The 25,277-nt window shown below is 51.6% G+C and carries 17 protein-coding genes; 13 read left to right on the top strand and 4 right to left on the bottom strand.

Annotation, left to right across the window (positions count from 1 at the left end; genetic code table 11):
* Positions 1–272 precede the first annotated feature (272 nt).
* Positions 273–1,034: a hypothetical protein gene (locus ACR0LH_RS13360; RefSeq protein WP_170668599.1), complete on the bottom strand. Its 762-nt coding sequence runs from the start codon at positions 1,032–1,034 to the stop codon at positions 273–275.
* Between the two features lie 242 nt (positions 1,035–1,276).
* Entirely contained in the window at positions 1,277–2,896 is a 1,620-nt protein-coding gene (locus tag ACR0LH_RS13355; RefSeq protein WP_170668598.1) for a hypothetical protein, read from the bottom strand.
* 725 nt (positions 2,897–3,621) lie between these two features.
* On the opposite strand from ACR0LH_RS13355, the gene ACR0LH_RS13350 reads away from it, so the two are divergent.
* The 9 genes from ACR0LH_RS13350 to ACR0LH_RS13310 all read left to right on the top strand — a co-directional run bounded on the left by ACR0LH_RS13350 (position 3,622) and on the right by ACR0LH_RS13310 (position 16,819).
* Complete coding sequence (locus ACR0LH_RS13350) at positions 3,622–4,902, top strand: hypothetical protein (RefSeq protein ID WP_170668597.1); 1,281 nt, start codon at positions 3,622–3,624, stop codon at positions 4,900–4,902.
* Positions 4,902–5,681 carry a Clp protease/crotonase-like domain-containing protein gene (locus tag ACR0LH_RS13345; RefSeq protein WP_170668596.1) on the top strand — a complete coding sequence of 260 codons (780 nt, stop codon included), beginning with the start codon at positions 4,902–4,904 and terminating at the stop codon, positions 5,679–5,681. Before ACR0LH_RS13350 ends, ACR0LH_RS13345 begins: the two co-directional genes overlap by 1 nt.
* A gap of 23 nt (positions 5,682–5,704) precedes the next feature.
* Positions 5,705–6,100 (top strand): thermonuclease family protein, encoded by a 396-nt coding sequence (locus ACR0LH_RS13340; RefSeq protein ID WP_353391092.1) that lies wholly within the window; start codon positions 5,705–5,707, stop codon positions 6,098–6,100.
* A gap of 202 nt (positions 6,101–6,302) precedes the next feature.
* A complete protein-coding gene (locus ACR0LH_RS13335; RefSeq protein ID WP_170668594.1) occupies positions 6,303–6,674 on the top strand; it encodes a cupin domain-containing protein in 372 nt (123 codons plus the stop codon).
* A 269-nt stretch (positions 6,675–6,943) separates the two neighbouring features.
* Positions 6,944–7,774 (top strand): hypothetical protein, encoded by an 831-nt coding sequence (locus ACR0LH_RS13330; RefSeq protein ID WP_480721350.1) that lies wholly within the window; start codon positions 6,944–6,946, stop codon positions 7,772–7,774.
* Complete coding sequence (gene ssb, locus ACR0LH_RS13325) at positions 7,761–8,201, top strand: single-stranded DNA-binding protein (RefSeq protein WP_480721348.1); 441 nt, start codon at positions 7,761–7,763, stop codon at positions 8,199–8,201. Before ACR0LH_RS13330 ends, ssb begins: the two co-directional genes overlap by 14 nt.
* A gap of 119 nt (positions 8,202–8,320) precedes the next feature.
* On the top strand, positions 8,321–13,432 hold the full coding sequence (locus ACR0LH_RS13320; RefSeq protein WP_480721347.1) for a RecQ family ATP-dependent DNA helicase: 5,112 nt from the start codon (positions 8,321–8,323) through the stop codon (positions 13,430–13,432).
* A gap of 390 nt (positions 13,433–13,822) precedes the next feature.
* The gene (locus tag ACR0LH_RS13315; RefSeq protein ID WP_480721345.1) at positions 13,823–14,344 is read left to right on the top strand and encodes a hypothetical protein; all 522 of its coding nucleotides are present in this window, start codon (positions 13,823–13,825) and stop codon (positions 14,342–14,344) included.
* A 366-nt stretch (positions 14,345–14,710) separates the two neighbouring features.
* Positions 14,711–16,819: an AAA family ATPase gene (locus ACR0LH_RS13310; protein WP_480721344.1), complete on the top strand. Its 2,109-nt coding sequence runs from the start codon at positions 14,711–14,713 to the stop codon at positions 16,817–16,819.
* Here the strand turns inward: ACR0LH_RS13310 and ACR0LH_RS13305 are convergent.
* Positions 16,770–17,453, bottom strand: coding sequence for a hypothetical protein (locus ACR0LH_RS13305; protein WP_480721343.1), 684 nt, complete (start codon positions 17,451–17,453; stop codon positions 16,770–16,772). The two genes, ACR0LH_RS13310 and ACR0LH_RS13305, sit on opposite strands and share 50 nt — an antisense overlap.
* Positions 17,450–17,845, bottom strand: coding sequence for a hypothetical protein (locus ACR0LH_RS13300; protein ID WP_480721342.1), 396 nt, complete (start codon positions 17,843–17,845; stop codon positions 17,450–17,452). Before ACR0LH_RS13300 ends, ACR0LH_RS13305 begins: the two co-directional genes overlap by 4 nt.
* 875 nt (positions 17,846–18,720) lie before the next feature.
* Here ACR0LH_RS13300 and ACR0LH_RS13295 point away from each other — a divergent pair.
* The 4 genes from ACR0LH_RS13295 to ACR0LH_RS13280 all read left to right on the top strand — a co-directional run bounded on the left by ACR0LH_RS13295 (position 18,721) and on the right by ACR0LH_RS13280 (position 25,260).
* Positions 18,721–18,894: a hypothetical protein gene (locus ACR0LH_RS13295; protein ID WP_480721341.1), complete on the top strand. Its 174-nt coding sequence runs from the start codon at positions 18,721–18,723 to the stop codon at positions 18,892–18,894.
* Between the two features lie 169 nt (positions 18,895–19,063).
* On the top strand, positions 19,064–20,233 hold the full coding sequence (locus ACR0LH_RS13290) for a DUF6361 family protein (protein WP_170746475.1): 1,170 nt from the start codon (positions 19,064–19,066) through the stop codon (positions 20,231–20,233).
* A complete protein-coding gene (locus ACR0LH_RS13285; protein ID WP_480721340.1) occupies positions 20,223–22,070 on the top strand; it encodes a phospholipase D family protein in 1,848 nt (615 codons plus the stop codon). Before ACR0LH_RS13290 ends, ACR0LH_RS13285 begins: the two co-directional genes overlap by 11 nt.
* The gene (locus ACR0LH_RS13280; RefSeq protein WP_480721339.1) at positions 22,063–25,260 is read left to right on the top strand and encodes a helicase-related protein; all 3,198 of its coding nucleotides are present in this window, start codon (positions 22,063–22,065) and stop codon (positions 25,258–25,260) included. Before ACR0LH_RS13285 ends, ACR0LH_RS13280 begins: the two co-directional genes overlap by 8 nt.
* Positions 25,261–25,277 lie beyond the last annotated feature (17 nt).

The following is a 25,277-nucleotide window of genomic DNA, read 5'->3' as shown; positions in this document are numbered from 1 at the left end:
CAGCTTTGTCACGAAAACGCATGGCAAAATTAGTAGCTGCAATCAGAACGTACAAGGCCGGTGTCTCTTAACTCCGAGTTTGGATTGAGTTCGGAGCTGATTGACTTCCGCTTTCAGCTTGGCTCATCGCGTCATAGACGAGATACGAAAGAGTTGGGCCCCCTCCAACTCCTGGTTTCGCCGGCAGAACCTCAGATAACAATTTTTCACTGAACATTCGTTCGTTCACGTACATATTCGAAGATGGCCCGTGAACAGAAAGTTTTAGATGCCTAACTGGCTGGGAGTTTCCCTGTCAATGAAAGTAATCGAGCATCAGCACCTTCGTAATTTTCTGATATGTGGGACCAGGCTTCCAGGCGAGAGACTCCTTGTAGCGGTTTCGTCTTTCGATTTAGAACAAGCCAAACGTGCCATGCTGCTTTGAGATAAATGGTTTCATCAAACTTTGGCAGGGATTTGAGCTCGTCAGTGAGCGGCGAGTTAACATACTTTGTGCTTCCCCGAAGATAGTCCGATGCCAGAATCGCAATTTCTTCTCCAAGATAAGCGATTGTGGGTTTCTTTGTTTGGATTGATAGAGTTGCAGCATGTTCGAACCTCGCCCGATCATGCGAAACAAAGTAAAAAAAATCCGCGTTATCCTGTGGGTAGAGTTTGTTTTGAAGCATACAGTTGGCTTTCCAATTACGCCATCCAGAGTGCTCCCCGTTTTTCAAACTGATGCTCAGGTCTAAAAAGCCAAAATCATCTATGGCGTTCCAAGAATGTGTATCGACCCTCAAGTGCTTGAGTTCACCCGTTTCATAGTCTGCTCCAGTGACGAACATCTTTCCCCAACAGATGTGCGGCACGAAGCCCTTAAGGGCTGCTATGCAGGCCACGATCAAGGAGTGCTCCCTACACATCCATCCTTCATCACGCTTTCCTTCGTTCATGAAGGGACGCACTCGCAATAAACAATCAAGTTCCGCGCGTAGGCGTCTATCGAGGAGTGCCTTTTTTAGTGACTTCGGATTCATTTTTGCGTTCATTTACTTCTCTCTCTACGTCGAGTTTTTTGCCTGCACGACTTCAGCGCATTAAGAAAGGTGTCTCTCAGTGAGGCAAGAAGCTAGGAGTAACCGCGCCTGACATCTCCTCGAGCAGGAGCACCTCGACATGTGCGAAGCGCCGCTTCGTCGGCCCATCAGACGCAATCGAAGACTTTCCCATACCGCCACTCAAGGTCTTGCAAGTTGCCGATAGCAGCCCAAAACGAGGTCTTCAGGCAAGTTCATGACATACTTGTAGTTCTATGAGACGGCATGTGTGACACGATTATCTGCTGTGATTGATCGTCCCACGCGAAGTAGATGCGCAGACAGTGCTTGGGGTCCCGACTGCTGCTGCCTTTGATATGCCAATCAGCAGTGTGCCTCTGCCCCTGCCAATCAAAATCATACGCGTCACCGCCGCAATGAGCATGAATGGCGCCCTCCGCGACCGGCATTTCCCTCGTGGACGCTCCATCCGCACCCGAAACTCTTGAATTGATCCCGTCCGTCGCCAGCCAAGATAAACAATCACAGGCCAGTTCAATATTCGTAAATTGAGCTTTCTTGATTTCTCTCTTGGCTGCGCCGGTTAGGACTATCTGGCCAGCAAAGGTACTTTCCACCCAGCCTATGAAGCTTGGCCAATCTTCGGGGCGCGCTACTTCTCTGCTGGATTCGCCCGCATTCTGAGCCAGGCTTGCCTTGAGGCCTTGAATTTGGCTCGTGTATGCGCGAGCGCGGGACTCTGCGTCTTCAGCTCGTTCGCGGTATGCTTGGTTCTCTTCGAGTGCGATTGTTTCTAGTTCTTTTGCCTCTGTCACCTGTTCTTCAAGAGAGCGCACTTGCTCTCGTAGGCTCATGATCAGTTCATCATTTTCCTCAGCGCGACCCGCCGCCAACAGTTTGCCTTTTTGATCTGCCCGATACTTGTAGAGGCGGGCGGAAACATCAGAAAAAGCCAGAACCTCTTTGCCAATTCTGTTGCTTCGTAGACCCAAAGCCGCCACGTCTTGCGCGATGTGGCGTTCAACGAGCCTTTGGTTATCACCTTGCTGAATGAAGCGCCTGAGAAACAGTCTATGGCCATTAGGGTCATCGGCAACTTCGAAATCTGGTGTGTAGATTCTAACCCCGCCATCAAATACAGACAGTTCCTTGCCGATCTCGTCGGATAGTTTCCGGGCAAAAACCGGACTTATCGAGTAGACATGCGCCAAACCGGCCAAGCGACGACAAATGGCCGACACATTGATGCCGCGATGGTTCGGCACAAAGCTCTGTACGACCAGTGGCGTCTTTCGAGACGTCGCAAGCAAGTGCTCGACAAACAGATCGTAGCTTGTGTGATCTCGAACGGTGATCGGTGTCGTACTGCATGAATGATCGCCTAGCTTGAGTCCCAACTCATCTATTATTGAAGAAACAAGTCTTGGACTTGCAGGAGTGAAGTTCTGATCGAGCACATGACTGGAGACCCGAAGACGTAGGGAAAACATGATGCGAGAGCTGGGCTCTCTTGCGAAAGTAACTTCGGTCTTCCAATTCCGCCCCGGAACCTTTCCATCCGGATCCTCGGCCCTCACGGACCAAACTTCCAAACCATCAAAGTCTTGCGCCAAACACTCTGTGTTTCGTCCCGCAACATCGGTCCTGAAATCAGCGAATTTCCAAGCGTCTTTCGGAAGTTTGCCACCAGAACGTTCTTTGACCCATTCTAACGCCAAATTACGTGCTGCGCTAAAGGTGTGGTCTTGATGAGTATTCAAAACTTGACCCGAAACACGCAGCACGTCTCGCTCCGCGACAAAATGCTTTTGGTCGCCAAGCGCTGATGAAAGACTCTCCTGAAACAAGCTCATGGTCACATCACCAATTGACCAATTGAATACTTAGCTGGAATCGCCCGAGCGCTAAGATCTGTGGCTTTGACATTGGCGTCAAAAAAAGGCGTTCTGACCGAACTATCCATGCCGTAGCGCGCTCCACTTGGGCGGTATTTCTTGTATCTTTGTCCATGACAAAAAAACCCGATCAATTTGAGCCTAACCAATACGGCCACTTCACGCCCAGACAATGCCCCCGTACTCATGGCAGTTCAACCAGAAGTTTACCTGCTGAAATCCGGCGAGGAAACTTGTACATTCGTGACCCCGGTCGGGAATTTTTTATGAACCACTTTTTACTGGCATCCAAGCAACTTCACGTTGTTATCGCGCGATCCACACCGCCCGCCAGCGCCCGAAACCATCATACCGATGGATCACAGGCCAATGATGCACTAACAATCAAATTGGACCAGTCAGATGAGGCTACTCAATCCCGCTGGGCGTTTTCACGCATCTGACAGCGATGCAGCTGATCTCTACCTATCGAAACTCTCAGAATAACAACCGGTGTTTCAGTTAGTTCCTACTATTCACATCTACTAGGACTGGTGGCGCAAGTTGGCAGAAACTCACAGAAGACTGGCAGTTTTGCAAAAGCAATCGTTTCTTAACGTCCAGATATGCAACCCAGGGTGAAAAGTCTTAACAAATGATTAAGTGACGAACTATCGCGTGATGAGTGTGGAGCAAGGCGTACTATGACGGAGAACAAGGATCGCTTGACGGCTGAGGAAGCAAAGGGACTTAGAACCGCTAAAGAACTCGAAGGTCATTTAGCCTGGCTGGACACATTTACACCCGCGGCTTTGGGCGTCCTAGCTATAGCGTCTGGTATTTACACTTATCTCGGTGTTTCCTCGCTTTTGGAAGACAACGGTGCAGTCTCTTTCTTCGCCGCCGTCGCATATTCAATTGCCGTTTCTGTCGGCATCTTTGTCTTTTGGAGCTATATGCTTCGGCTGCTGCCTTCGATGCGCACGGCCAGTGGTTTCATTGGTCTGACGATCTCCACAATTGTTGGCTCCGTCGCCATTATCGCCATGTCCAGCTGGCTTAACGCTGCCGCTCTCGCAGGCTCCGCCGCGGTTGAGCAACACTTGGAAAACACAGTTAGAGACTACCAAGCGGCTCTTGAGCAAGCTAATGATATAGCTCTGAGTGGACAGGCGTTGGGTCGCGAGGTGGAACGCGCCCGCCAGAGTTTTGTAGAACTCGCGGAACTTGAGCAGTCTGGTGATCTATCAGGTACAGCTGGTCGAGGTGCCGTATTCCGTGTTCTCACTCAAAAGGCTGAGGAATTGCGTAACCTCGAGGAACAAATCGCTGCACAACAAGAACCTATCGAGGAAGCCTTCCAACAGGGCAACGAAATCCTCGCAAAGATGCGTGAGCTTACCGTTGCACCTGGTCCAGTAGATCGCCGCTCGGTTCAGTTTTCTGAGGAAAGCGTGAAGTTGGCAGGTGTGATCTCGCGGCTCAACCAGTACAGCGTAGCACCACTTGTCGCCCGCGCTGCTGAGGACCTGCCATCCTCGGTTGTACTTCCCGAACTTGATGGACGCAGTTCCGACGTAAGAGATGCGCAATCATCGACAATTAACTCAGTTTTGAATGCGCTGGACCAACGCAGCAAGACACTCAAGAACGCTGCGGACGAGGTGCTTGACATGGAGCCGCCTATCGAGACGGCGTACAACCCGATTTCCAGCGCCGATGCAGTAATCAAGTACGCCCACAACTTCGTACCTTCGTGGGCCGGAGCTATAGCCATCGACTTGTTGCCCGCCGTGTTGGTGTTTGTGCTGGCTATCACACAGGCCGCAATCCGCAGTGGTAAGGACGGTATGAGCATCGAGGATACTTTGACGCTTGCAGACCTCAGAGCCGCAATGAACGCCATGAAGGACGTGGAGGCGACAATGGGCGTGGCAGACGCAGCTATCCTCAACCGCGCCAATCCACAAAAAGATGAAACTTGATGAACTTACTAAATCGTCTCGATCCACGTTCTGGGCTGCGCTACGTTCTTATCCTACAATTCGCAATTGCGGGCGTTTTAATAGCGTCGGACGTTCTCGGCGTCATTCCCAGCCCGTTCAAGGAGCGTGTTGAACTCCCGACTGGTCCGATATCCCCGGGAGATCAGCGTCGAGAGTATCGCACTGATCGGAGCGATCCGTCGCTTTTGCCTCAGGATGGTCCTCTGGATGTACCCGTGCCAGAGGCTTTTCCAAACCGATTGGACTTCTCAGTACAGGAAGTCGAAGGACTAGGAAGGGTACTTCTTCTTAGCGGCCAGATAGAGGTGGACGACTCGGCCCGCTTCGCTTCGTACCTGTCCGACATGCAGGAGAAGCCCGACCTTGTGGCTCTCCACAGCCCGGGAGGAGTGGTTTCTGAGGCGCTGTCCATTGGTAAGCAGATGAGAGGTGCCGAGCTTTCTACCGCCGTTCTGGCTGGCTCGATGTGCGTATCGTCATGTCCTTACATCTTAGCGGGCGGGCAAGAACGCACCGTCTCACTTCGCAGCATTGTGGGAATGCATCAGCACTACTACGACCAGCCTCGATTAATTCCTGTAGTTTTCGCTGTCGAAGGTATCCAAAAGGGACAAGGAGAAACCATGCAGCATCTTATCGACATGGGCGTGGACCCGTCGTTGATGCTATTTTCGCTGAATACTCCACCCGAGGAAATCTATGCGCTTGTCGAGGAAGAACTCGTGGATACACGCTTAGCAACCCAAATAATCGATTAACAAGAAACACCGAGGACTTCGCCTTGTTGAAGAAGCTAACCATTGCCTTGGCATTGTTCGCCACGACTGCCGAAGCCGGTGGCCTCCAAGTACGTGACGCAGACACAATCGTTGTCGATGGTACTCCTGTCCGTTTAAACGGAGTGGACGCACCGGAGCTTGGTACTCGTTCCGGTCAAGACGCTAAACGCTGGATGGTTAACTTTCTGCGAGGCAAGGACGTTGAGTGCAAGCTCAACGGTGAGCGAACGTATGACCGTTGGGTTGGAGTCTGCTATGCCGACGGTCAAGACATTGGCGCTGCCGTAATCGCTGCGGGTCACGCTTTAGATTGCGCAAGGTACTCGGGTGGGCGATACAAGCATTTGGAGACCCCAGCGGCGAAATCACGCTTGAAACGGGCCGGCTATTGTCGGTAAAGCGCAGGTGTCTAGGGAGTTACGCGATAGGTTTAGCGAGGAGCTAGGACTTGTGTCGACGACTGTAGCTCTGCCCATTGACGTAAGGCCAGGTCGACAACTTTGTGTCTTAAGACAAGATGTGGAAATCTGCGTCTATGTCACGGTATACACGGCGCGGGATCGTCATTCTCCGCTGACTTGCGGCAAATCGGATTGAGAGATGTTGAAGTACAAACCCGGGGTTGATGTGGGACCGCTAATTGATTGGCCCTTCGACAACCCACTTAGTGATTATCAAATCAAGGACGGCAACCCTCGCGCGGCGGGCCGCATAGACGCCGGGGGTGTTGGGCATACGACCCGTACTGGTATCTGGCGATGTACCAAAGGTGTTTTTGAATGCACTGAACAGGGGGATGAGCTGATGACCATTCTTTCGGGGAGCTGTCGCTTGATCGATATGGTGAGCGGTCAGATTAGCGAGCTCAAACCAGGGGACAGTCTCTTTGTACTGGATGGAAGTCGTGTGACTTGGGACATCATCGAGGATGTGACGAAGGTCTTTTTTGGGCACAAAGCCGATGGGTACTGACGGGCTAGATCCAAAAATTTCGTATTTCGCCAGTTTCCCATGATTACCCTTACCTAAACATTTTGCTTGGCCTGGTCTTAGAAAGCAGGAGCTGTTTCGCTGCAACATGGCACTGAACGAATGTATTTTCTGCCTATGAGGATGAGAACAGTTTGAAACATCCGAAATTCAAGAGAGTGGCGTTTCCGAACAAGCAATTGGCCGCTTTTCACAAGTAACCCACGCTTCAATTCAACAGGTAGAATTAGACTGCTCATGCGGAGACTGCTATGGACGATGAATTTGAATTACATGAGTTTTTCCATGTTTGGACGACTAACGATGATTGTCCAACAGACGGCATTCTTTTGTACAATCCGGACAACGAAGACGAATATGTTGTACGAGGCGTAGACACCGCAGGATTCGAAGTTTCTGACGCCAACGGAGCTGTCAGGAAACTTCTGCGACAGGCTCTTTCGAATTGGATCGTAATTGTTCCAAGGGATCACGCTTTACACAATCTGATCCGAAGAACGAAGACTCCGGCCGACGAACGTCGAGAAATCATCAACGAACTTTCGGGCAATGGTCTCCCAGTTGTTTCTATTCAAAACCTGGATCACCTTCGCTTGGTCAGATGGGCGTGGACAACGCAGTTTTCGCGGACTGATCGTGAGACGAGACATAAAGTCTACTCAGCTGTAAAGATGCTAGAGAACTTTTCGGAGCATTGGTCTGCTTCGATCAAAATTGGGCGGTGCATTGTCGAGCATTGGGCAAGTCAGGTGGAAGACCACATGCCTGCCGATTTGCTGATCCACCTCGCGTATTACCGACGTTGGTCTTGGGATACGCGTGCTGCTTTAGAAGCATCAGATTGTTTGGTTGGAACACGAATTCGGCGCGATCTGACAGATATGCAACGAAGCATTTTGGCGACGGAGCGTGCGGCTGCATTCATGGATCTGTTCGAACGCAGCGGTTCTGGGCTTGAGGATGCAGAGCGGTACTTAAAGTTCTCCCAAGGTGCAAGCAAAGGCAAGAACAGCCCTGAAAACTACCTGGGATGGCAGCGCTATAACAAGTTGAGAGAGGGGATTCACGTTGGCAGGTGTTAACAAAGTTATCTTGGTAGGGAATCTCGGAAGAGATCCACAGATCAATGAAATCTCTATTGGGAAGAAGGTTTGCAATCTAAGTCTTGCAACCAACGAACGCTGGAAGGATCGCGCTTCCGGAGAGCTGAAATCGCGTACTCTGTGGCATTCAGTTGCAGTGTATCGTGAAGACTTAGTCAAGGTGGCTGAACAACTCCCAAAAGGGGCAAAGATTTACGTTGAGGGTAAGATCCAGACAAGAAGCTGGTCCGATAAAGCAGGGGAAAAGCACTACAGGACCGAGGTGGTGCTGGATGGTTTTGCTTGCAAACTTTTCAAACTTGAACGGGAACAAACCAACGAACAAGAGCGTCCCTCAGAGCCGATAAATGCTGGATCACAAATATCCAACGTAGAGGATTGGGATCTTACTGATCCGCCATTTTAGAAGTGTCGAGCTGCCAGTGTTGCGTGAGATACACGCGATTTGATCGTATTCAAATTATTGACTTTATTCTGTGGCACTAAGCGCACTTCATTGAATTAAATTGACCTTATGAAAGGCAGATGGACAGAAACTTACCAATAGGCGACGCTGATTGCGTGCAGCAGATAGCTGCGATTGATCTCGAGGTTTGTCCGGAAACCTCGAGAATAATTGCTATTGGCTCTATTCGCTCAGACAGCGAAGAGACATTCCATTGGCGAGGCTCAGACGCAAGCAAGGGTGCCAATAGCTTAATCAAGTATATTCAGGGTGCGGAATTCGTAGTTGGCCACAATCTTGGATCTTTTGATCTGGCGCACCTGTTGGCCATTCAGCCGAGTCATCATTTCGACCAAATTCTACACGTTGATACTCTGTGGCTTGCAGCGCTCGCATGGCCTGAACCAAGGTCACTAAGGCTCAAAAAAATAAATCGCGACGGCGCGCTTGGAGCGGCGGAGCCAAACGACCCAGTCTTGGATGCAAAAGCTGCTTTGCGACTTTATCGCGACGCTAAATCAGCGCTGAGAGACCGTTTGGCATCCTCTCCAGATCTTGCAACTGCGCTTCACGGGGCAACGCTCGATCATGCCGCTTTCGCGAAGGGCAAAGTGTTTTCTGAGTTGCTGGATCGAAGCCCCCCATCCAGAGAACAGCGCGATGGGGCCGTAAGGCGACTGACTGCTGGTCGAATTTGCGAAGCTCAAATTGATGCATTGCTTGAATTGGTTCGTGAGGGAGATCCGTCAGTCCCATACCTGCTGAACCGCATAACATCGACGCGGCCTGGGGCTGGCTTTTCGCCTTGGGTAAGGCGCCGGTTTCCAAGTGTTCAATCAGACTTGGAAAGGCTGAGAGGTAGTGCCTGCGAAAGCGCAAACTGCAAATGGTGCGCAACACGGAGAAACAGCAAGGGTTCGCTGAGACGCTGGTTTGGCTACGAAGACTTTCGAGCATCTCCGAAAACAAAAGACGGCTTGCCAATGCAAAAGGCGATTATCGACGCCGTATTGGAGCGAAGAGATGTCCTTGGTATTCTCCCAACTGGAACGGGAAAATCGATCTGCTACCAGTTACCTGCTCTTGAGCGACATGACGCATTAGACCAACTAACAGTTGTTATTTCGCCTCTTGTTGCTTTGATGGCCGATCAGCGCGATGGGTTGTTAAGAAATCACGGTGTTGACACCTGTGTCGTGATAAATGGCTCTCTTTCTCCGCTGCATCGACAAGAAGCGCTGGACCAGGTCACCTACGGTGATGCGAGCATGTTGCTGATCGCGCCCGAGCAGCTCCGTAACGTGACCATTCGGCAAGCGATAGACAGTCGAAAAATCGGGTTATGGGTTTTCGATGAAGCACACTGCATCAGTAAATGGGGTCATGATTTCAGGCCCGATTATAGGTACGCCGTTCGATGTCTCGCGGAGATCGGTGGGGACGATCCTCCGCCACAAGTTTTGTGCGTGACGGCCACAGCCAAAAAAAGCGTTGTCCAAGATATACGTGATCAGATTAAGTCGGTCACCGAAAGAGATGTTTGCCTGATAAATGGTGGTGCTTCGAGAACCAATTTGGAGTTCAGTGCTGCGCCAATTACCAAGTTGTCCAAGCTTGGGGTTGTGGGCGAAACAGTACAAGAGCAAGTAGGGAATGGGGCGAGCTTGGTCTATTGCGCGACCCGATCAGAAACTGAACGAGTAACTGAAGTTTTAAAGGCGATTCCGGTCGACGCGGCAGCCTATCATGCGGGGTTAGGCCGCGAGGTCAGGCAACATGTGCTGGAAGACTATCTGGACGAAAAATTGACCTCAATTGCCGCTACAAATGCCTTTGGCATGGGAGTTGACAAGCCGAATATTCGTTTGGTTGTTCACGCGGATGTCCCAGGATCTTTGGAAAACTATCTCCAGGAAGCGGGGAGAGCAGGTCGTGACGGGGAATACGCAAAATGCAACCTTCTTTATGATCCCGCTCAAGTCGAAGCTCATTTTCAGCGTCAGGCTCAAAACAGACTATCGCGGCGAGAGGTCGGGCGAGTCCTTAAAACACTTCGAGATATGGCGCAGCGTTTCGCAAAAGAAGACGAACTCGTCGTTCAGGTAGATGATCTATTGCGACGAGCCGGCATACCTGCGGGGCATAACGGAGCGGGACGAACACGAGCCATAACTGCCATTGCGTGGCTTGAGGAGGCTGGTTTGCTCACGCGAGGTGCCAATCGCGTGACAGTTGAGCCATCCTGCCTGCGGGTCCGAACCGTTGCAGAAGCCGAGAGCGAGTTGAGAGCAAACGGTATAGCAGCGGCGAGAGGCAAAGCGGCGCTTTCGATTTTGACGGTTCTGCTTGAAGCTGCTCCGACAGAAAGCTTTACGATAGATGACATTGCAGACATCGTTTCGCGATCAGGCTGGCAAGTGCGCGAAATCCTGCGTGATCTTGATCGCATTGGCTTAATTGCGAGAGACACGAACCTGGTGGTCTACATTGCACATGGGGTGCAGAATCCGTCTCGTGAAAAGCTGGCTCGCGTGGCATCTTTGGAGCGAGAGATGCTTGAGGCATTGCAGGCCGATCTTGCAACGGCACCACCGGAAGGCGTTGTGATCAACTTGAGACGTTTAGCCCAGGATCTACGAGACCGAGGTCAGATCGGGCACCGACCGGATCAATTGTTGCGACTTCTGCGGACACTAGCAACCGATGGTCGACGAGATCTAGAAGAGATGCCTCCGATTGGTATGCGACCAATTGATCGTGAAAGAGTTCATCTCGTCTTAAACGGAACTTTCGATGAGCTTCGCAGCGTCGCGGATAGACGCCATTCAGTGGCAAGCATGATCGCGGCGAACCTAGAGAGTAAGTTAGAAAAGGGTGCCAAAGGCGGATCGCTGCCTGTCCCAGTCCCTTTGACTGAACTCTACGATCTTATTCAAAACGACATGGAAATGCGTTTCTTGATTGCGGAGTTGGGAACGCGCGTCGTGGACCGTACGTTGCTGTGGATGCATGCAATGGATGTTCTGTTTGTTGGTTCTGGTCTCTTTCTCTTCGCTCCCGCTATTACCATTAAACTAACGCCCGAGCCGCGTACATTCACAGAAGCTGATTTCAAGCCGCTGGAGGACCACTATACCGAACTTACGAGGCAGGTTCATATCATGTCCCGCTATGGGGAGTTGGCTATTCAGGACCGCGATCAGGCGCAAAGCTTGGTGCGGGACTATTTTGATATGGAAACGGCCCCATTTGTTGCGCGCTGGCTCCCAGATATGAAGCAACCCGAAACGGAACGACCTGTTCAGCCGGAGCTCTATGCGAAGATTGTTGATGATCTTCGCGCACCAGACCAGATGCGCATTGTGGCTGACGACCGACAAGAGGCAAACGCACTTGTGCTCGCAGGGCCCGGATCCGGAAAAACCCGCGTGTTGGTCCATCGTATTGCGTACCTGCTCTCTGTGCGACGGGAAGACCCGGCCGGAATCATCGCCCTTGCATATAACCAGCATGCAGCTCAGGAAATTCGATCACGGCTGAGAAACCTGGTGGGAGACAGGGCGCGGCGGGTCACCGTCCGAACCTGTCATGGTCTCGCGCTTTGGTTGACAGGACGAAGTCTCGTTGGAGAAAGGCCAAAAGGTGAGGATTTTCGCGCAATTCTGCGCGAGGCGGTTAGGATCATGCAAAGCGATGCCCAAGCAAAAGAAAGCTTGCTGGAGGGTTACCGATGGATACTGGTCGATGAGTACCAGGATATCGGACCAGATGAGTATGCCTTAATTTCGGCGATAGCGGGTCTTGCCAGAAGCGACCCGGACAATCGCAGAACACTGTTTGCGGTAGGTGACGACGACCAAGCGATCTACGGGTTCAATGGTGCGTCAGTGGAGTTTATCAGAAAGTTTTCAGAGGATTTTCGTGCTCGACCAAGTTATCTGACGCAAAACTACAGATCGACCAGGAACATTATTGAAGCTTCCAACGCAGTGATCGGTCCCGCAAGAGACAGAATGAAGACGGATCATCCGATTAGAATTGACGCATCACGACAAAACCACCCGGAGGGAGGACTACTGTCCGACCGAGACCCTGTCGGACGGGGCCGTGTCCAGGTTTTAACTGGTCTGACCAATCAGACGGACCAGGCTGTTGCAGCTGTGTCAGAACTTAATCGGCTGTCCACAATTACAGGCACTTGGTCCTGGAGCAACGCGGCCGTCATATCCCGCACCTGGAGTGCACTAGACCCAGTGCGAAGCTATTGTGAGAGTCTGGGTATTCCTGTTGTGGATCGCCGCGAAGTCAGAGACCGCCCGACTCTTTGGCAACTTATGGAATATCAAAGATTGGCAAACTGGCTGACAGCACGAGAAACACCAATGGTGGCTGTCCCAGAAATGCAAGAATGGATCGCATCGCAGGGAACAAGCTCTGTGTGGAAAACCTTGGGCAACCTTATTGAACAAATGAGGGACGATCTCGGCGTTGGTGATATTTCAGCCAAAGATGCGTTGTCATGGATTGGGGAATGGGGCCGTGAATACGGTATTGCCGGGAAGGGTCTAACTCTTGTAACCGCGCATTCCGCCAAGGGGTTGGAGTTTGACCATGTGGTGGTACTGGATGACGCCTGGCAGTCAAAAGCAAACGAGGACCCCGATGAACAGAGGCGGCTCTTTTATGTTGCGATGACGCGAGCTCGTAACTCCTTGTGTCTTTTGGAAGGCGCAGATCGCCAAGCTTTCATTCCGGAGGAAAAGGCACAGGCTTTCTTACGACGACCTGGAAAGGTTCCTTCCTATAATCGCGTAGCCACTCAACGGCTCTACCGGACTGCATCAATGCGCGAGGTGAATATTGGGTTCGGTGGGAGGATACCTGACAATTCTGCTGGTTACCGTGCTCTATCTCGAGCTCAAACGGGCGACGGCCTTCGTCTAACCCTCAAGGAAGGCAATGGCTGGGCTAGTTGGCAGCTGAGAAATCAAAATGGAGACGTCGTTGGTTCTATGGCGCGCGCATTCTCGCCGCCCAAGGGGTATATTTGTGAAAGAGCAGAAGTCGGTTGGATGGTGTCCAGAACAAAAGACCCTTCAAATAATCAAGACCATCGGGCTCCTGTCAGAGATGAGTGGTCAGTGGTTGTTCCAAAGTTCGTTTTTCGCCCGGCGGAATCTCGAGTTGCGTGAACGGCAAGACGATCTCAGCCGGTCATTTGTATCTTTCCAGTTGACACTTCAAAACAAACAATTGACCGACTTTCGCAAGTCGTCCCCTTACTTTTTCGCCATTTTCAGAGCAGTGGTACTAACGTAGGAAGTAGACATGATTGTGAAACGGACAGAAGCAGTAAAAGTAGAACAAGCTGAATTTAATGAATTACTTCGGTTGCACGCGCTGGCTTCCTAAAAGCAACAAGACTTCCTGACAATGCCGAGCCGGGGTGAACGAATTCAGAAACGAATTTACGCTTGGCAGAAAGTCGCACAAGGTCTCCGAGATGCGCGTGTTCACCTCGAACCGATTGATCCATCCATTAAGACCACCCAAACGGATTCCGACGAAGAAATGGAGGCACTTTGAGTAAAGCGAAAGTTAGGTCAATGCAGCGAGGAGCGCAGAAGCGCTCTTCCGGTCCAAAAATCAACATGCATGATATCTACAAAAAACACCCTCCTCGAATTGCAACTGCGGACAAACCTCATTTGGACTTCCTGAAATACGGGAGAATGGAACAGGTAAAACAAATCAAAACTGTGATCGAAGCGGCCAGAAAAAACGGAATTGGATCGGCAGCAGAGATCAGTCGCCTTTTGAACAAACTCTTGATTACCACTGCCATTGGAGAAAAGTGGACACCGCGTCTCGCTTGGTTTGCTGCGTCAGCTGTACGGTCAAACACTCCTCAATCAAAAAACGGCACAGTAGGAGGTAACTTGAAGCGGTCGCAGAATGACGCCAAGTTCCGCGACATGGTAAATCGGGTCGTTAAATCACGTCTCGAAGAAATCGAGTGTGAATTTGAAGCGTCTAAGCCTACCCTGGGCGAAGCCGCCCCTGAGCTCCTAGAACTCAAAAAACGTCTATCGAAAAGTTCTTGAGACTGAATTGCTAGATAGTGCCGATATGAAACAGACCTAGCGCCCCTTTTTCTGGAAATTGAGCGTTGCAGGGTCCTTCTATGCCACGCTTGCTTTTCTCTTCGTTTACAGATGAGAGCCGTGCTTCTGGCGAACGGGCAGCTTAGGCATGAGTCGTCTTGACCCTGAAGCCTAAATAGATCGAGAAATTTTCTGGCTTTGCGCTTGATAATAATAACAAATGACAGTAATTTGAGATCCCTTTTTGGAGATATTTTTGTCCTGTTTCGCATTGTCTTCTGATCCACGCGCATACGCGTTGGCACAGCTGATATCTCTCAGCTGATTTTTAGCGCTCGTATTGCGTGCGTTGTCGGCTGTTTCAGAATGTATGCGAAAAAGGAATGCACAGTGACGTGTGTTGTCAAAGACTCTTCCACCAATACTCTTGAACTAGATTCATGGCTTGGCGAAGCCTTGCGAGAACTCGACACGCGCGACGTTCTGACTTCTCAATGGACAGAAGAAGTTGAAGAAAACGAGCCGGGTGTAAAATGGCTTACGCAAGGGTCCTCACTGAATATTCACTCAGCTGCGGCTTTGATCCTGTTTTTTGTTTCTCAAAAAGCTGAACCCACAGCGCTGGTGGGCTGCCTTTTTGATCCGTTCAGTGTAACAGTGATTGAAACACCTGATCCGGATTGGATCGAGCATGTAGCAGATGCACTTGAAAGTGGACTGCTTCCTGCAATGCGTCGGGCTTATAGATACCTCCCAGCAGTCTCGGTGCTGACCGACAGATTCAGCGGCGTTTCGCGAAATCCGATTAGTCGACACAAAGAATTCCAGAACACCTTCAAGGAGGGTATTTCAAATGCACAACCTTTTGTTTGTGTTGTTCGGGATGTAGAGTCCATTCCCGCGCCTTTCAGGTCATCTGTCTCACAAGTTGTGCGGCTAGCAAAAGTCTCCAGACAAGTCGTCTTGACACTCCACCAAGTAATCCATCGGAAAGAACCTGATCGCACAATCAGAGTCGCCGACCACAAACTGCCTGTCGACGACGCTTTGCAACTCCTGACCCCGGATCAATTGGCAGTTTCGGTGAGACATACTGACTTCCAAGAAATGGTGGCGAAGATTTCAAGTTTCGCAGCAGGGAATGTAACCGCTTCGAACCACCAGGCGTTAGACGAGGTGAAGGGGCTGGGAGCAAGCAGAGCTCTATTGGAGCAACTAGCTGCTGACATGCAGGCATGGGGCCGCGGCGAGCTTGGCTGGGAAAATATTCCAAGAGGTGTTTTGTTGTACGGCCCTCCAGGTACGGGAAAAACGTTTCTCGCCGGTAAGCTTGCGGAACAGATTGGTGCGCATTTCATCGTGACCAGTTATTCTGATTGGCAGCGGCATGGCCACCTTGGAGACTTCCTAGCCGCGATGCGCCGGTCTTTCAGCGATGCGAGCAGGCGCGCACCTTCCGTGCTTTTCATTGATGAGATTGACTCTTTTGAAGACCGCGCGACCGCAACTGGAGAGAATGCGAACTACACGCGCGCCGCTTTGAATGGCCTCCTGGAGGCGATGGACGGGGCAACAAAAAATCAAGGCGTCTTGGTTATTGGTGCTTGCAACCATCCCGAAAAACTTGATCGCGCACTTGTGCGCTCCGGAAGATTTGATCTCAAGGTTGCATTGAAGTTGCCCGGCAAAGCCGCTCTCGCGGCAATTCTGTCCGACCATGCTGGGTCCATTGTCTCGCAAACCGCGGTGCATGACGTGGCCACACATCTTGTTGGTTGCAGCGGTGCGGATGCGGCGGCGCTTGTACGGCATGCCGGAAGCCTTGCACGCCGAAACGGTCGGGATCTGAGCGACGACGATCTTTTGGAGGCGACGACTATTGTTTCTCCCCAAAGCGCTCCAAAGGACATCGCGAGGATTGCCTACCATGAGGCGGGGCACAGCGTTGTGGGTTTCAAGCTAGGTCTGGGCGTGCCTCTACGTGCAGAAGTTGGAAATCACGGCGGCGCTGTGACATTTCGTGAAAACGATCCCAATCCGACACTGCCACAGATGGAGGCTCAATTGGCCACCTTGTTGGCCGGGCGCGAAGCCGAAGATCTCATGCTCTCCTCAGTGTCAGCTGGCGGAGGCGGTGGAAGGGAAAGCGACTTGAGCAAAGCGACCCTCTTGGCCGCTCGTTTGGAAACGCAATTCGGGTTTGGGCTGGAGCCGCTGATCTGGAGGCCGGTTACTGAGGAAAACCTGAGCGTCTTGTTGCAAGATGCCAATGTCGCAAAGAGGATCGTTGCGCATTTGGAAGCCGCGCAGCGGCAGGCCCGGACCATCCTGGTTTCTCAACGCAACACGGTTGAGTTTTTGGCTAGAAGGCTGATGTCTGAGCGTGAGCTTGTAGAACAAGATTTGGCTACAGTTTTGAAAGGTTTCAAAGCTCCTGGGACATGTCCCACAGGGTGTTCCGCGGTGACGGTGTAGAGAACACATCCGGTTCACTCTGAGGTGCATGCTTTTTTCGTATCCGGCGAACGTAAAGCCAGTTGGAATACTCCAACCCGGTCCTCTTGCATTCGCGTTGCAGGGCCTGCCGAAACGGTTTGAGATCAAGGTCGTTTCGCTCCCGGGACAGGGTTTGGTATACCTCCTTGTTGAATCGACCTGGTGTCACGGAATGACCCAGTATGAGTTCAGCAATTCTGGACAGCTTTTCGTCCCGAATGTGGCTGAAGGAGCTTTCCATGGTTCGCAACGAAATAGGATCTGTTTCCGGAAGCGCGACATGCCAATGCACTTTTACGTCGTAACCGGCTCGAGCCTTTTGATGTTTGACAACACATAGGCGATTTGCAGCGGCCGATGGCACATTATACTCGAGGCATATCTCTTTAAGAATTTTTACCAGGTCTGGATTGCTTGTCTTTTCGCCAGGTGAGATGACAACATGTCGGACGGAAAAGGTCTTGCCGGCGAGCTTTGAGATTTCCCCCATTATCTGAATATCTTCGGGCGAACCCGATTGCCACATGATCCGTTCATTTGTGCCCCGCGCGGTCAGATACCTTGCTATTGCAGCTGTTTGCTCCGTTCGAACGCGACTCGACTTGATGATCATTCCTTCGTTCCGATCAGGCTGTGTTGCAGCCGGGACAAGGTCATGTTGATTTGTTTGAGAGCTAAAATCGCGGCTAGCTTTTGCGACCAGGGTGCCTGGTGTTGTCGAAGTGACCATGAGATGGCGCGTAACTCACTGCGGACATCTTGAATGCACGCAAGAAACGCGACCGCTCTACGCAGGTCGGCAGAAACAGGCTTCCTGGGATGACGTTTGGGCGACGCTTGAGCCGGAAGGCAAGCGTTGTAGTTCAGGCTTTGGGCAAGAATCTGACGTGCGCAGGATGTAGGCGATACCCCTTGTGCATTTGCCTCTTGGACCAATAGCTGCTTCAAGTCTGGATCGATGCGCAGGCCAATTGGCTCCGATTGACGGTATTTAGTTTTCTTCATGCAGGTTTTCTCCAGCTTAGTGTGCTAGCGACACAACTTGTATTTTGCGTACTCAAAGAGTTTGCCGGAGATACGCAATTTACAAATACGCTGCGAAACCATCCGTGCGTTGTGTTTTGCAAATCGAATGACATTTGCCCTTCGAACAAGATGAGCATGGGGCATGTCAAAAGTGGGAATTGCAGAACTCTTTCAAAACAGAGTTCACAAGGATTCATCGAACTCACAGTGGTTGGGCATTCTCGACTTTGGTCATAAAAGGTATCTCGCTACAGTGACTGTCGCGGTCACGCTGCCTTCCCAAGCTGCTATCTGTGTTGAAATTCATGAACGAAGATCGGGCATTAGGATAACCCACAAAGCGAGACTAGCGGTTCTCAGAAACCGAAAATCTGATCGCTTGCCTCACCTATCTGGCACCGTGACCCTTGAGTCAAAGGAATATGAAATTGGTTGTTGGATGTGTAGGCAAGCCGACAATACGAAGTTCTTCCTGCTGAAGTTTTTGGAGATTAGGGAAATTGAGGAGCCGGTGCAGCCAAAATTGCGACGGTTGCCGCGCGTCAGGTCATCAAGGCGTTGATCGAACGGTAAAGACCTGTAGCTGCACCGGCCCTGTTATCTGAAGGCACTGGATCATTGTCTGGCTCCTTTACGCGTGGGGAATGACGTGGAGCAGCTCGCCGAAAACGAGCACGACATGGATGATAACCGCCGCGATGTGCAGTTGGTGATACGCTACTTTGATGAACTCAAACATGAGCGCCTCCAGATTTGTGCTAAGTGGGCCTTTTGTGTCAAAATTTTGCGTTTGTGTCAATGACCCATTTGACACAAAGAAAATTTTCCACCACCCTGATGTAACGGAGGCGAACATGACAAATGACACCGAAGGTGAAGACAGAGTGCGTTTGCACATTTACCTGCCACAGTCTGAGATTGATGCCATTGATACCTGGGGTTTCCAAAACAAGATCCGAGCCCGAACAAAGGTAATTCGCGAGCTCGTCAAGCTTGGTCTGGCCGCGGATAATGAGACTAAGAAATGAAGGGCGGCACAATAGCCGGACAGGGTTCAGATCATTGGAACAGTCCGTCCGAACTGCTCCACGATCCAATTGGAGGCATCGTCTATATGACCGAAGGGCTGCTTTCTAATCAATTCCGCAAAGCCCCCACCGCCCGGTAAAGGAAACAGATTAAAAAGGATTTTCTAAGATGTCATTTCTGGCCTGGATAGATTTTGATCAGGCGGATCGAGACCGTGCGCGGCGGATCATGGACTTGTTTGACAGCGAAGAAAGTCGCGACGAACTCGGCCTTGGTTCTGTCCGTGATGCATTGTCTGATTTGATGTTCCCCGGCACAAGCACGATCCAAACCAGAATACGCTACATGTTGTTCGTTCCCTGGATCTATCAAATCGCAGGGCAACACACTGGGTCAGCTACAGCTCGTCGAGATTTGGCTCGAGCACTTGAAATACGGCTGATTGAAGCGTTGGTGCGCGGGGGTGAAACACGCAACGTTATTGGAAGCGAAGCCCGTGAGAAGCTTAAGCGTTTGCCCAGTGATGTTTACTGGGCGGGCCTTCTATCTCTAGGTATCCGCCGCTTTCAAGGAAGCCGGTCTGCTTGCCTTGAAGCCGCGCCAGGAGAGGAAAGCGGACTATGGGCCGCAGGATTGCCCTCAGCCCCAGAAAGTTTTCTTGCGACAGAAGACAGTTCAACGACGTTCGCGTTAACTTTGGAGGAGGCCGGGTTTTTGAGGGATCGTTTGACTGATGAAGCGCCCGGTAGCCTCTTTACCTGGCTAGCACGCCAAGAAGGCGCATCCGACTGTCAAATGATATGGCAACATCCCCAACGTGAAAATTGGCCAGCTCCAATCCGCACCTTGGTGGATCATGCAAAGCGGTTCTCGCAGCTCATGCATGGCGCATCTCTTCTCTACAACCTAATGCTGTCTGAACGGGCGGCTGAGATGCATGGAACCGCAGAATCAGATTGGCACAATAAAGTCGAGGATTATCAGGTACGCCTTGAGCTCTGGGCTACAGAAACGCCGGCAGGTCTTTTATCCGGTTGGGATCTTGATGATCTCTGGACGCTTTCCCGCAATTCATCCCACGATGTAAAGCACCCAACCCGTCGCTTTGTCGAAGAATGGCGTGCGATTGTTGTCCGTACTGGCGGCGAGGTTGTTCAGGATCAGGTTGCGCGATCATTGATCCGGAGCCGGGAGACCAGACTGAAGGGCGTGAAATCGCGGTTCCGCAACGATGGAGCACTCTCTCGTTGGAGTGGCGCATCTGGCACTTCGCCTCTGAACTACCGTTGGAATCCTGTAGTCTCTAACCATCTGAAAGACATTGCCGATGCACGATAGAACCGCCTTGGATCCGGAGAATCGTGCGCTATACGGGGAGATTCTGCGAGCCCCGAGCGGGTACGAGATCGACATTGCCTTAGCCACAACCTATACGCTTGATTTTGAAACCGCTTTGGTCATTCCCGCCACGCTGGCGCTTCATGCCGCAGAAAATCGCCAGCAAACGTTGGACACGCCTCTTGCGTTGCTTGAAGGGTTGGAACGCCTTTCGACCCGGATCGCCATTTTCTGTGAAGCCGGTCGGATTAAAGCGATCCCCAAAGGCGCAAACCGGCTGACGGCGTTGCTCGAAGATACTGTAACAGAGGTTGTTGCTCCCCGGGGGGGCGCCTTTCACCCAAAGATCTGGATTTTGCGCTTCACACCAATTGATGGCCGTGGGCAACCACGTCTACGACTTGCACTCTTATCGAGAAACCTGACGACAGATGCATCCTGGGACATGTCTCTTTGCCTTGACGGTGCTCCGGGAAAGGAGGTGTCAGAAGTCAACTCTGCATTGATGGAGCTGCTGAGCGCACTACCAGAAATGGCCGTGGGTCGTTCGACTCCGGAAAGGGCGGTTGAAATTGTTCACCAACTGCGCTCGGACCTCAAAGTCGCGCGCTGGGAAAACCCGGAACATATTCGAAAAATATCCTTCGCGATCAATGGGCTGTCAGATGAGATCTGGCGTCCGCGTGTTGGAAATTCTTTAGGCGTTATCTCACCTTTCACGACCGATGAGGCCTTAATGGAATTGTCTAAATTTGTCGAACCGGCAAAAGCCTATCTGTTGGGGCGCGGCGAAGAAATGGCGTTGCTTAAACCGCAAACCCTGGAACGTTTCGGTAAAATTATGGTTTTGGACGAGCTCGCTGAAACGGAAGATGGTGAAGAGACCGAAGAGTTTCAGCGCAGCAATGTGCCTGCACGTGGTCTGCACGCCAAGGTATTCATGACCGAACGCTACTCCAGCACTGAACTTACTATTGGATCCGGGAATGCCACGAACGCGGCTCTTCTAACCGGCAACAATGTTGAAGTGTTCGCGACCCTTTCCGGATACACGCGCCACCTTGGATCGATCAAAGATCAATTCCAGCCCGAACGATTGGGTCGCTTTCTTCGGGATTTCGCGCCGTTTACACCTCCGGATACTGCCGACGAAGAAGCCGCAGATCTCAAGTTAGACCAATTCCGGCGTGAACTCGTTAAATCAGAATTGGTCCTTCAATGCGGCGAAGCGGCTGAAAACCGCGTTGCTTTGCATCTTGCTGCAAAGAACCAGATGTTTTTTCCAGGCGATATCGGATTACGCATCTGGCCTCTCGTAACCGGAAGCAACAATGGCGTCGATCTGACAGTCTTGGATAGGAAACCTCGCTTGCTCGGTCATCTTGCTTTGAAGGATGTCACCCGCTGGATTGGCGTATGCATTCGAGACAAGGACACCGGATTTGAACAGGTTTTCACGCTCGGCACCGAGTTGGTTGGATTGCCTGAAACCCGTACCGCTGAAATCCTGCGCTCTATTATCGAAAACCGTGAAGCATTTCTGAGGTATATACGATTGCTTCTGGGCGATGTTTCAGAAGCGGCAAAAGCTCTGTTCGCCGATGGATCCGGTGCTGGGTTCTCAGCTGGTTTTGGAAGCAGTCGGGAAGCAATGATCCTGGAAAACATGGTACGCGCATTGTCTGGAGACGGCAGGCAATTGCACGATATCGAGCGCTTGGTGACCCGTCTTGGCGATACCGCGTCCGAGGAGGACGCGGTCATTCCTCCTGAGTTTATTTCGCTTTGGGAAACGTTCCGAGAAGTGATTTCAGAAGAGGTGTCGCAAAGTGGGTGAAATCTTTAATTCAGAGAATGCGTTACGCCCGCTCAAGCACTTTCAGCGAGCAACTGTTGAGTATGTGTCAGCCCGGCTCCTGACTGACCCGGATTCTGTACGCCATTTTCTGGTCGCCGACGAAGTCGGACTGGGAAAAACCATGGTTGCAAGAGGAGTTATCGCCAGAACAATTGAAGCATTGCAGCACACGGTCCCTCGCATCGACGTTGTCTACATCTGTTCGAACGGGGCAATCGCAAAACAAAACGTGTCTCGCCTGAACGTTATGGGTGGCGAACGCACGCGTGTTTTACCGACGCGGCTGACAATGTTGGCGTTGGAGCTTGCGCGCGCTGGTGGAATTAATAGTGAGGGTGTTAACTTCTTCAGCTTAACACCCGGTACTTCGCTGGATCTCAAGCAGGGTGGCGGAACGAAGCAAGAGCGGGCGCTCATTCTGCGCCTGATCTGGCCTCTGCTTGAAGACCGTCGCGCGGTCGCAAAAATGTTGCAAGGTTATGCGGGCCCACATGGATGGCGCTCCACACGAAAGTGGATTGATGCACAACGAATTGAGCCGCAAATCGAAGACCGCTTCTTAGCTGCGGTTCAAAAGCGCCCTGCATTGTTGAGTGATCTTGAAGATTGCGCACAGGCCTACAAGGGACTTCGCCATAAAGACACGGATCTAAATCGACGTCGGGAAGCGCTTGTTGGCGAATTTCGCACGATCCTCGCCCGCGAGAGTGCGGAGGCTTTGGAACCCGATTTAATCGTTTTGGATGAATTTCAACGTTTCACCGAATTGTTGCATGGTGACAGCGAAGCTGCTGAACTGGCGCAAAGACTCTTTGACGCTGTTGATCCCGATGGGAACCAGGCAAAAGTCCTGCTGCTCTCGGCCACGCCCTACAAAATGTTGTCATTGCGTGATGATGAGGCGGATTCTGGAGATCACTATGCAGAGTTTCTCGATGTTTTGGGCTTCCTCTTTGGAGCAGAGCATGGCGAGCAGATCCGCGTGGAACTGGAGAAGGAAATGCGACGTTTCCGATCTGCAATGCAAAGTTTACCTGCAAGTTTCGACAAGGCGCTTGAAGTCAAGACAGGGATTGAAGCTACCCTGCGGCGGGTTATTTCCAGAACCGAGCGAGTTTCGGAGACCGAAGACCGCGATGCCATGATGCGCGACGTCAAAGTACCAGTTACCGTAGAGGCTCAAGATCTGATAGAGGCACGCGCTGTTGCCCGCGTTGCCGATGCCGCGGAAGCACCGAACACCGTCGAATACTGGAAATCCGCGCCTTACTTGCTGAGCTTCCTGCGAGAATACAAACTGGGACAAAAGCTAGAAGAGCAAAAAGACACTCCATCGCCCCAGTTGTTGTCGGCCATTCGCGATGCCTCCTCGGCGCAAATTGATCCCAAAGCTGTTGAAACGTACCAGCCAATACCTGAAAACAACAGTCGGATACGTGCATTAAAAAGTATTGCGTTCCGCGATGACATGGCTCGACGCTTGTGGATGCCCCCAAGCTTGCCATATTTCGGGTCTCGTATTCTCGCCAGCAAGGTCTTGATTTTTTCTCAATGGGCCATGGTTCCTGATGCCATTGCGGCACTGCTCTCCTACGAAAGCGAGCGAGCTATGGGCATGGCCAAGCTTGGTCGCGGCTATTCTGCACGACACCCGCAACTTCTTAGTTTCAGGCGAAGCAAAGATAGGCTGACGGGGTTGCGTGTGTTGCCCTTGGTGGTGGCGTCCCCGACTTTGGCGCGGGCGGTAGATCCCCTGAAGATATTTTGTTCCGGGCGAAAGCTTGAGAGTTCCAAAGAGATGAGGGAGGCTGTTCGACCCGCGCTTTTGCCTTTTGCCCGACGTATCACAGGATGGCTTCGACCTCCTCACCGGTCTGGATTGCATGAACAAGCCAGCCCTGGTTCCGGGTTTGAACTTGGCCAGGATATATATTCAGACCGTGCTGAAACATGGGATTGGGCCTGCGCGGCCGCGCTGGATTTTGAGCAGGAAGGTTTTGCCGATTGGATTTCCAATGACGGGCACTTTGGAGATCTGATCCGCGAGGACGGTCAGGTCGCATGGCTTGACCACCTGTCCGCCTTGCGTGATGCCGCGGGTTCTTTTGACTTGCACGGCAACCCGGACCAGGAGAGGCTATTGGATCACTTGTGTGATCTTGCACTTGGAAGTCCGGCAACATGCGCGCTTAGATCCCTCAGCCGCGTTGCACCCGACTTGCCACTTGATGACCCTGATATTCTCAGCGCTGCCACGCGGATTGGTATGGCTTTTCGTAGCCTCTTCAATCAACCCGAAAGTCAGGCATTGCTTCGTGGAGAAACGGATGAAGTGTATTGGCAATCCGTGCTTCATTATTGCGTCGAGTACGACTTGCAATCGGTAATGGATGAATATGTTCATACGCTTCTTGAAGCGGAAGGATTGGCAGATACCGAACCCGGTGCGGCTGTCGCGATCCTTGCTGAAGCTGTTGAAGATGCAATTTCGCTAAAACCAGCACAAATCGACATAAAAAGCTACACGGCGCATACCAATCGAATTGATGTTCAGCGTGCGCTCACAATGCGCGGTCGCTTTGCAACCCGATTGCTGCAAAAGGGCCAGGAAGAAGGGGTTGTGCAACGCACTGACACTGTCAGAAGTGCATTCAACTCGCCGTTCAGACCCTTCGTTTTGGCATCCACATCAGTTGGTCAGGAAGGCCTTGATTTTCATCCGTACTGTCATCGGCTGGTACACTGGAACCTGCCTGCCAACCCGGTGGATCTCGAGCAACGGGAAGGCCGCATTCACCGCTTCAAGAACCACGCCGTCAGGTTGAATCTCGTAGAGCGCTACGCTTATGCGCTGAAGGAGCGGGAGATCTCTGACCCATGGCGTTTCATGTTTTCTGTTGCCCATAAACATGCCAGCCGACCGGGAGACCTTGAACCATTTTGGTTGCTCGATGGCAGAACCAGTATCGAACGTTATGTTCTCTCTTTACCGTTTAGCCGCGAGACAAATTTGCTGAGTTGGCTTAAGCGATCCGTTGCGCTTTACCGACTCGCGTTTGGGCAACCGCGGCAAGATGATCTCCTGTCTTTTTTGGAAAGAGCTGACAGAACATTCGATGACCTTGATCTTAGCGCGCTACAAATAAGCCTGAGGCCAGGCCAGAAATGAGCATTGTTTCACTTGAC

This window comes from Ruegeria sp. CL6, assembly GCF_056536465.1.
Note: the sequence above shows the minus strand (reverse complement) of the source record. Positions and strands in the feature narration are given on the sequence as shown.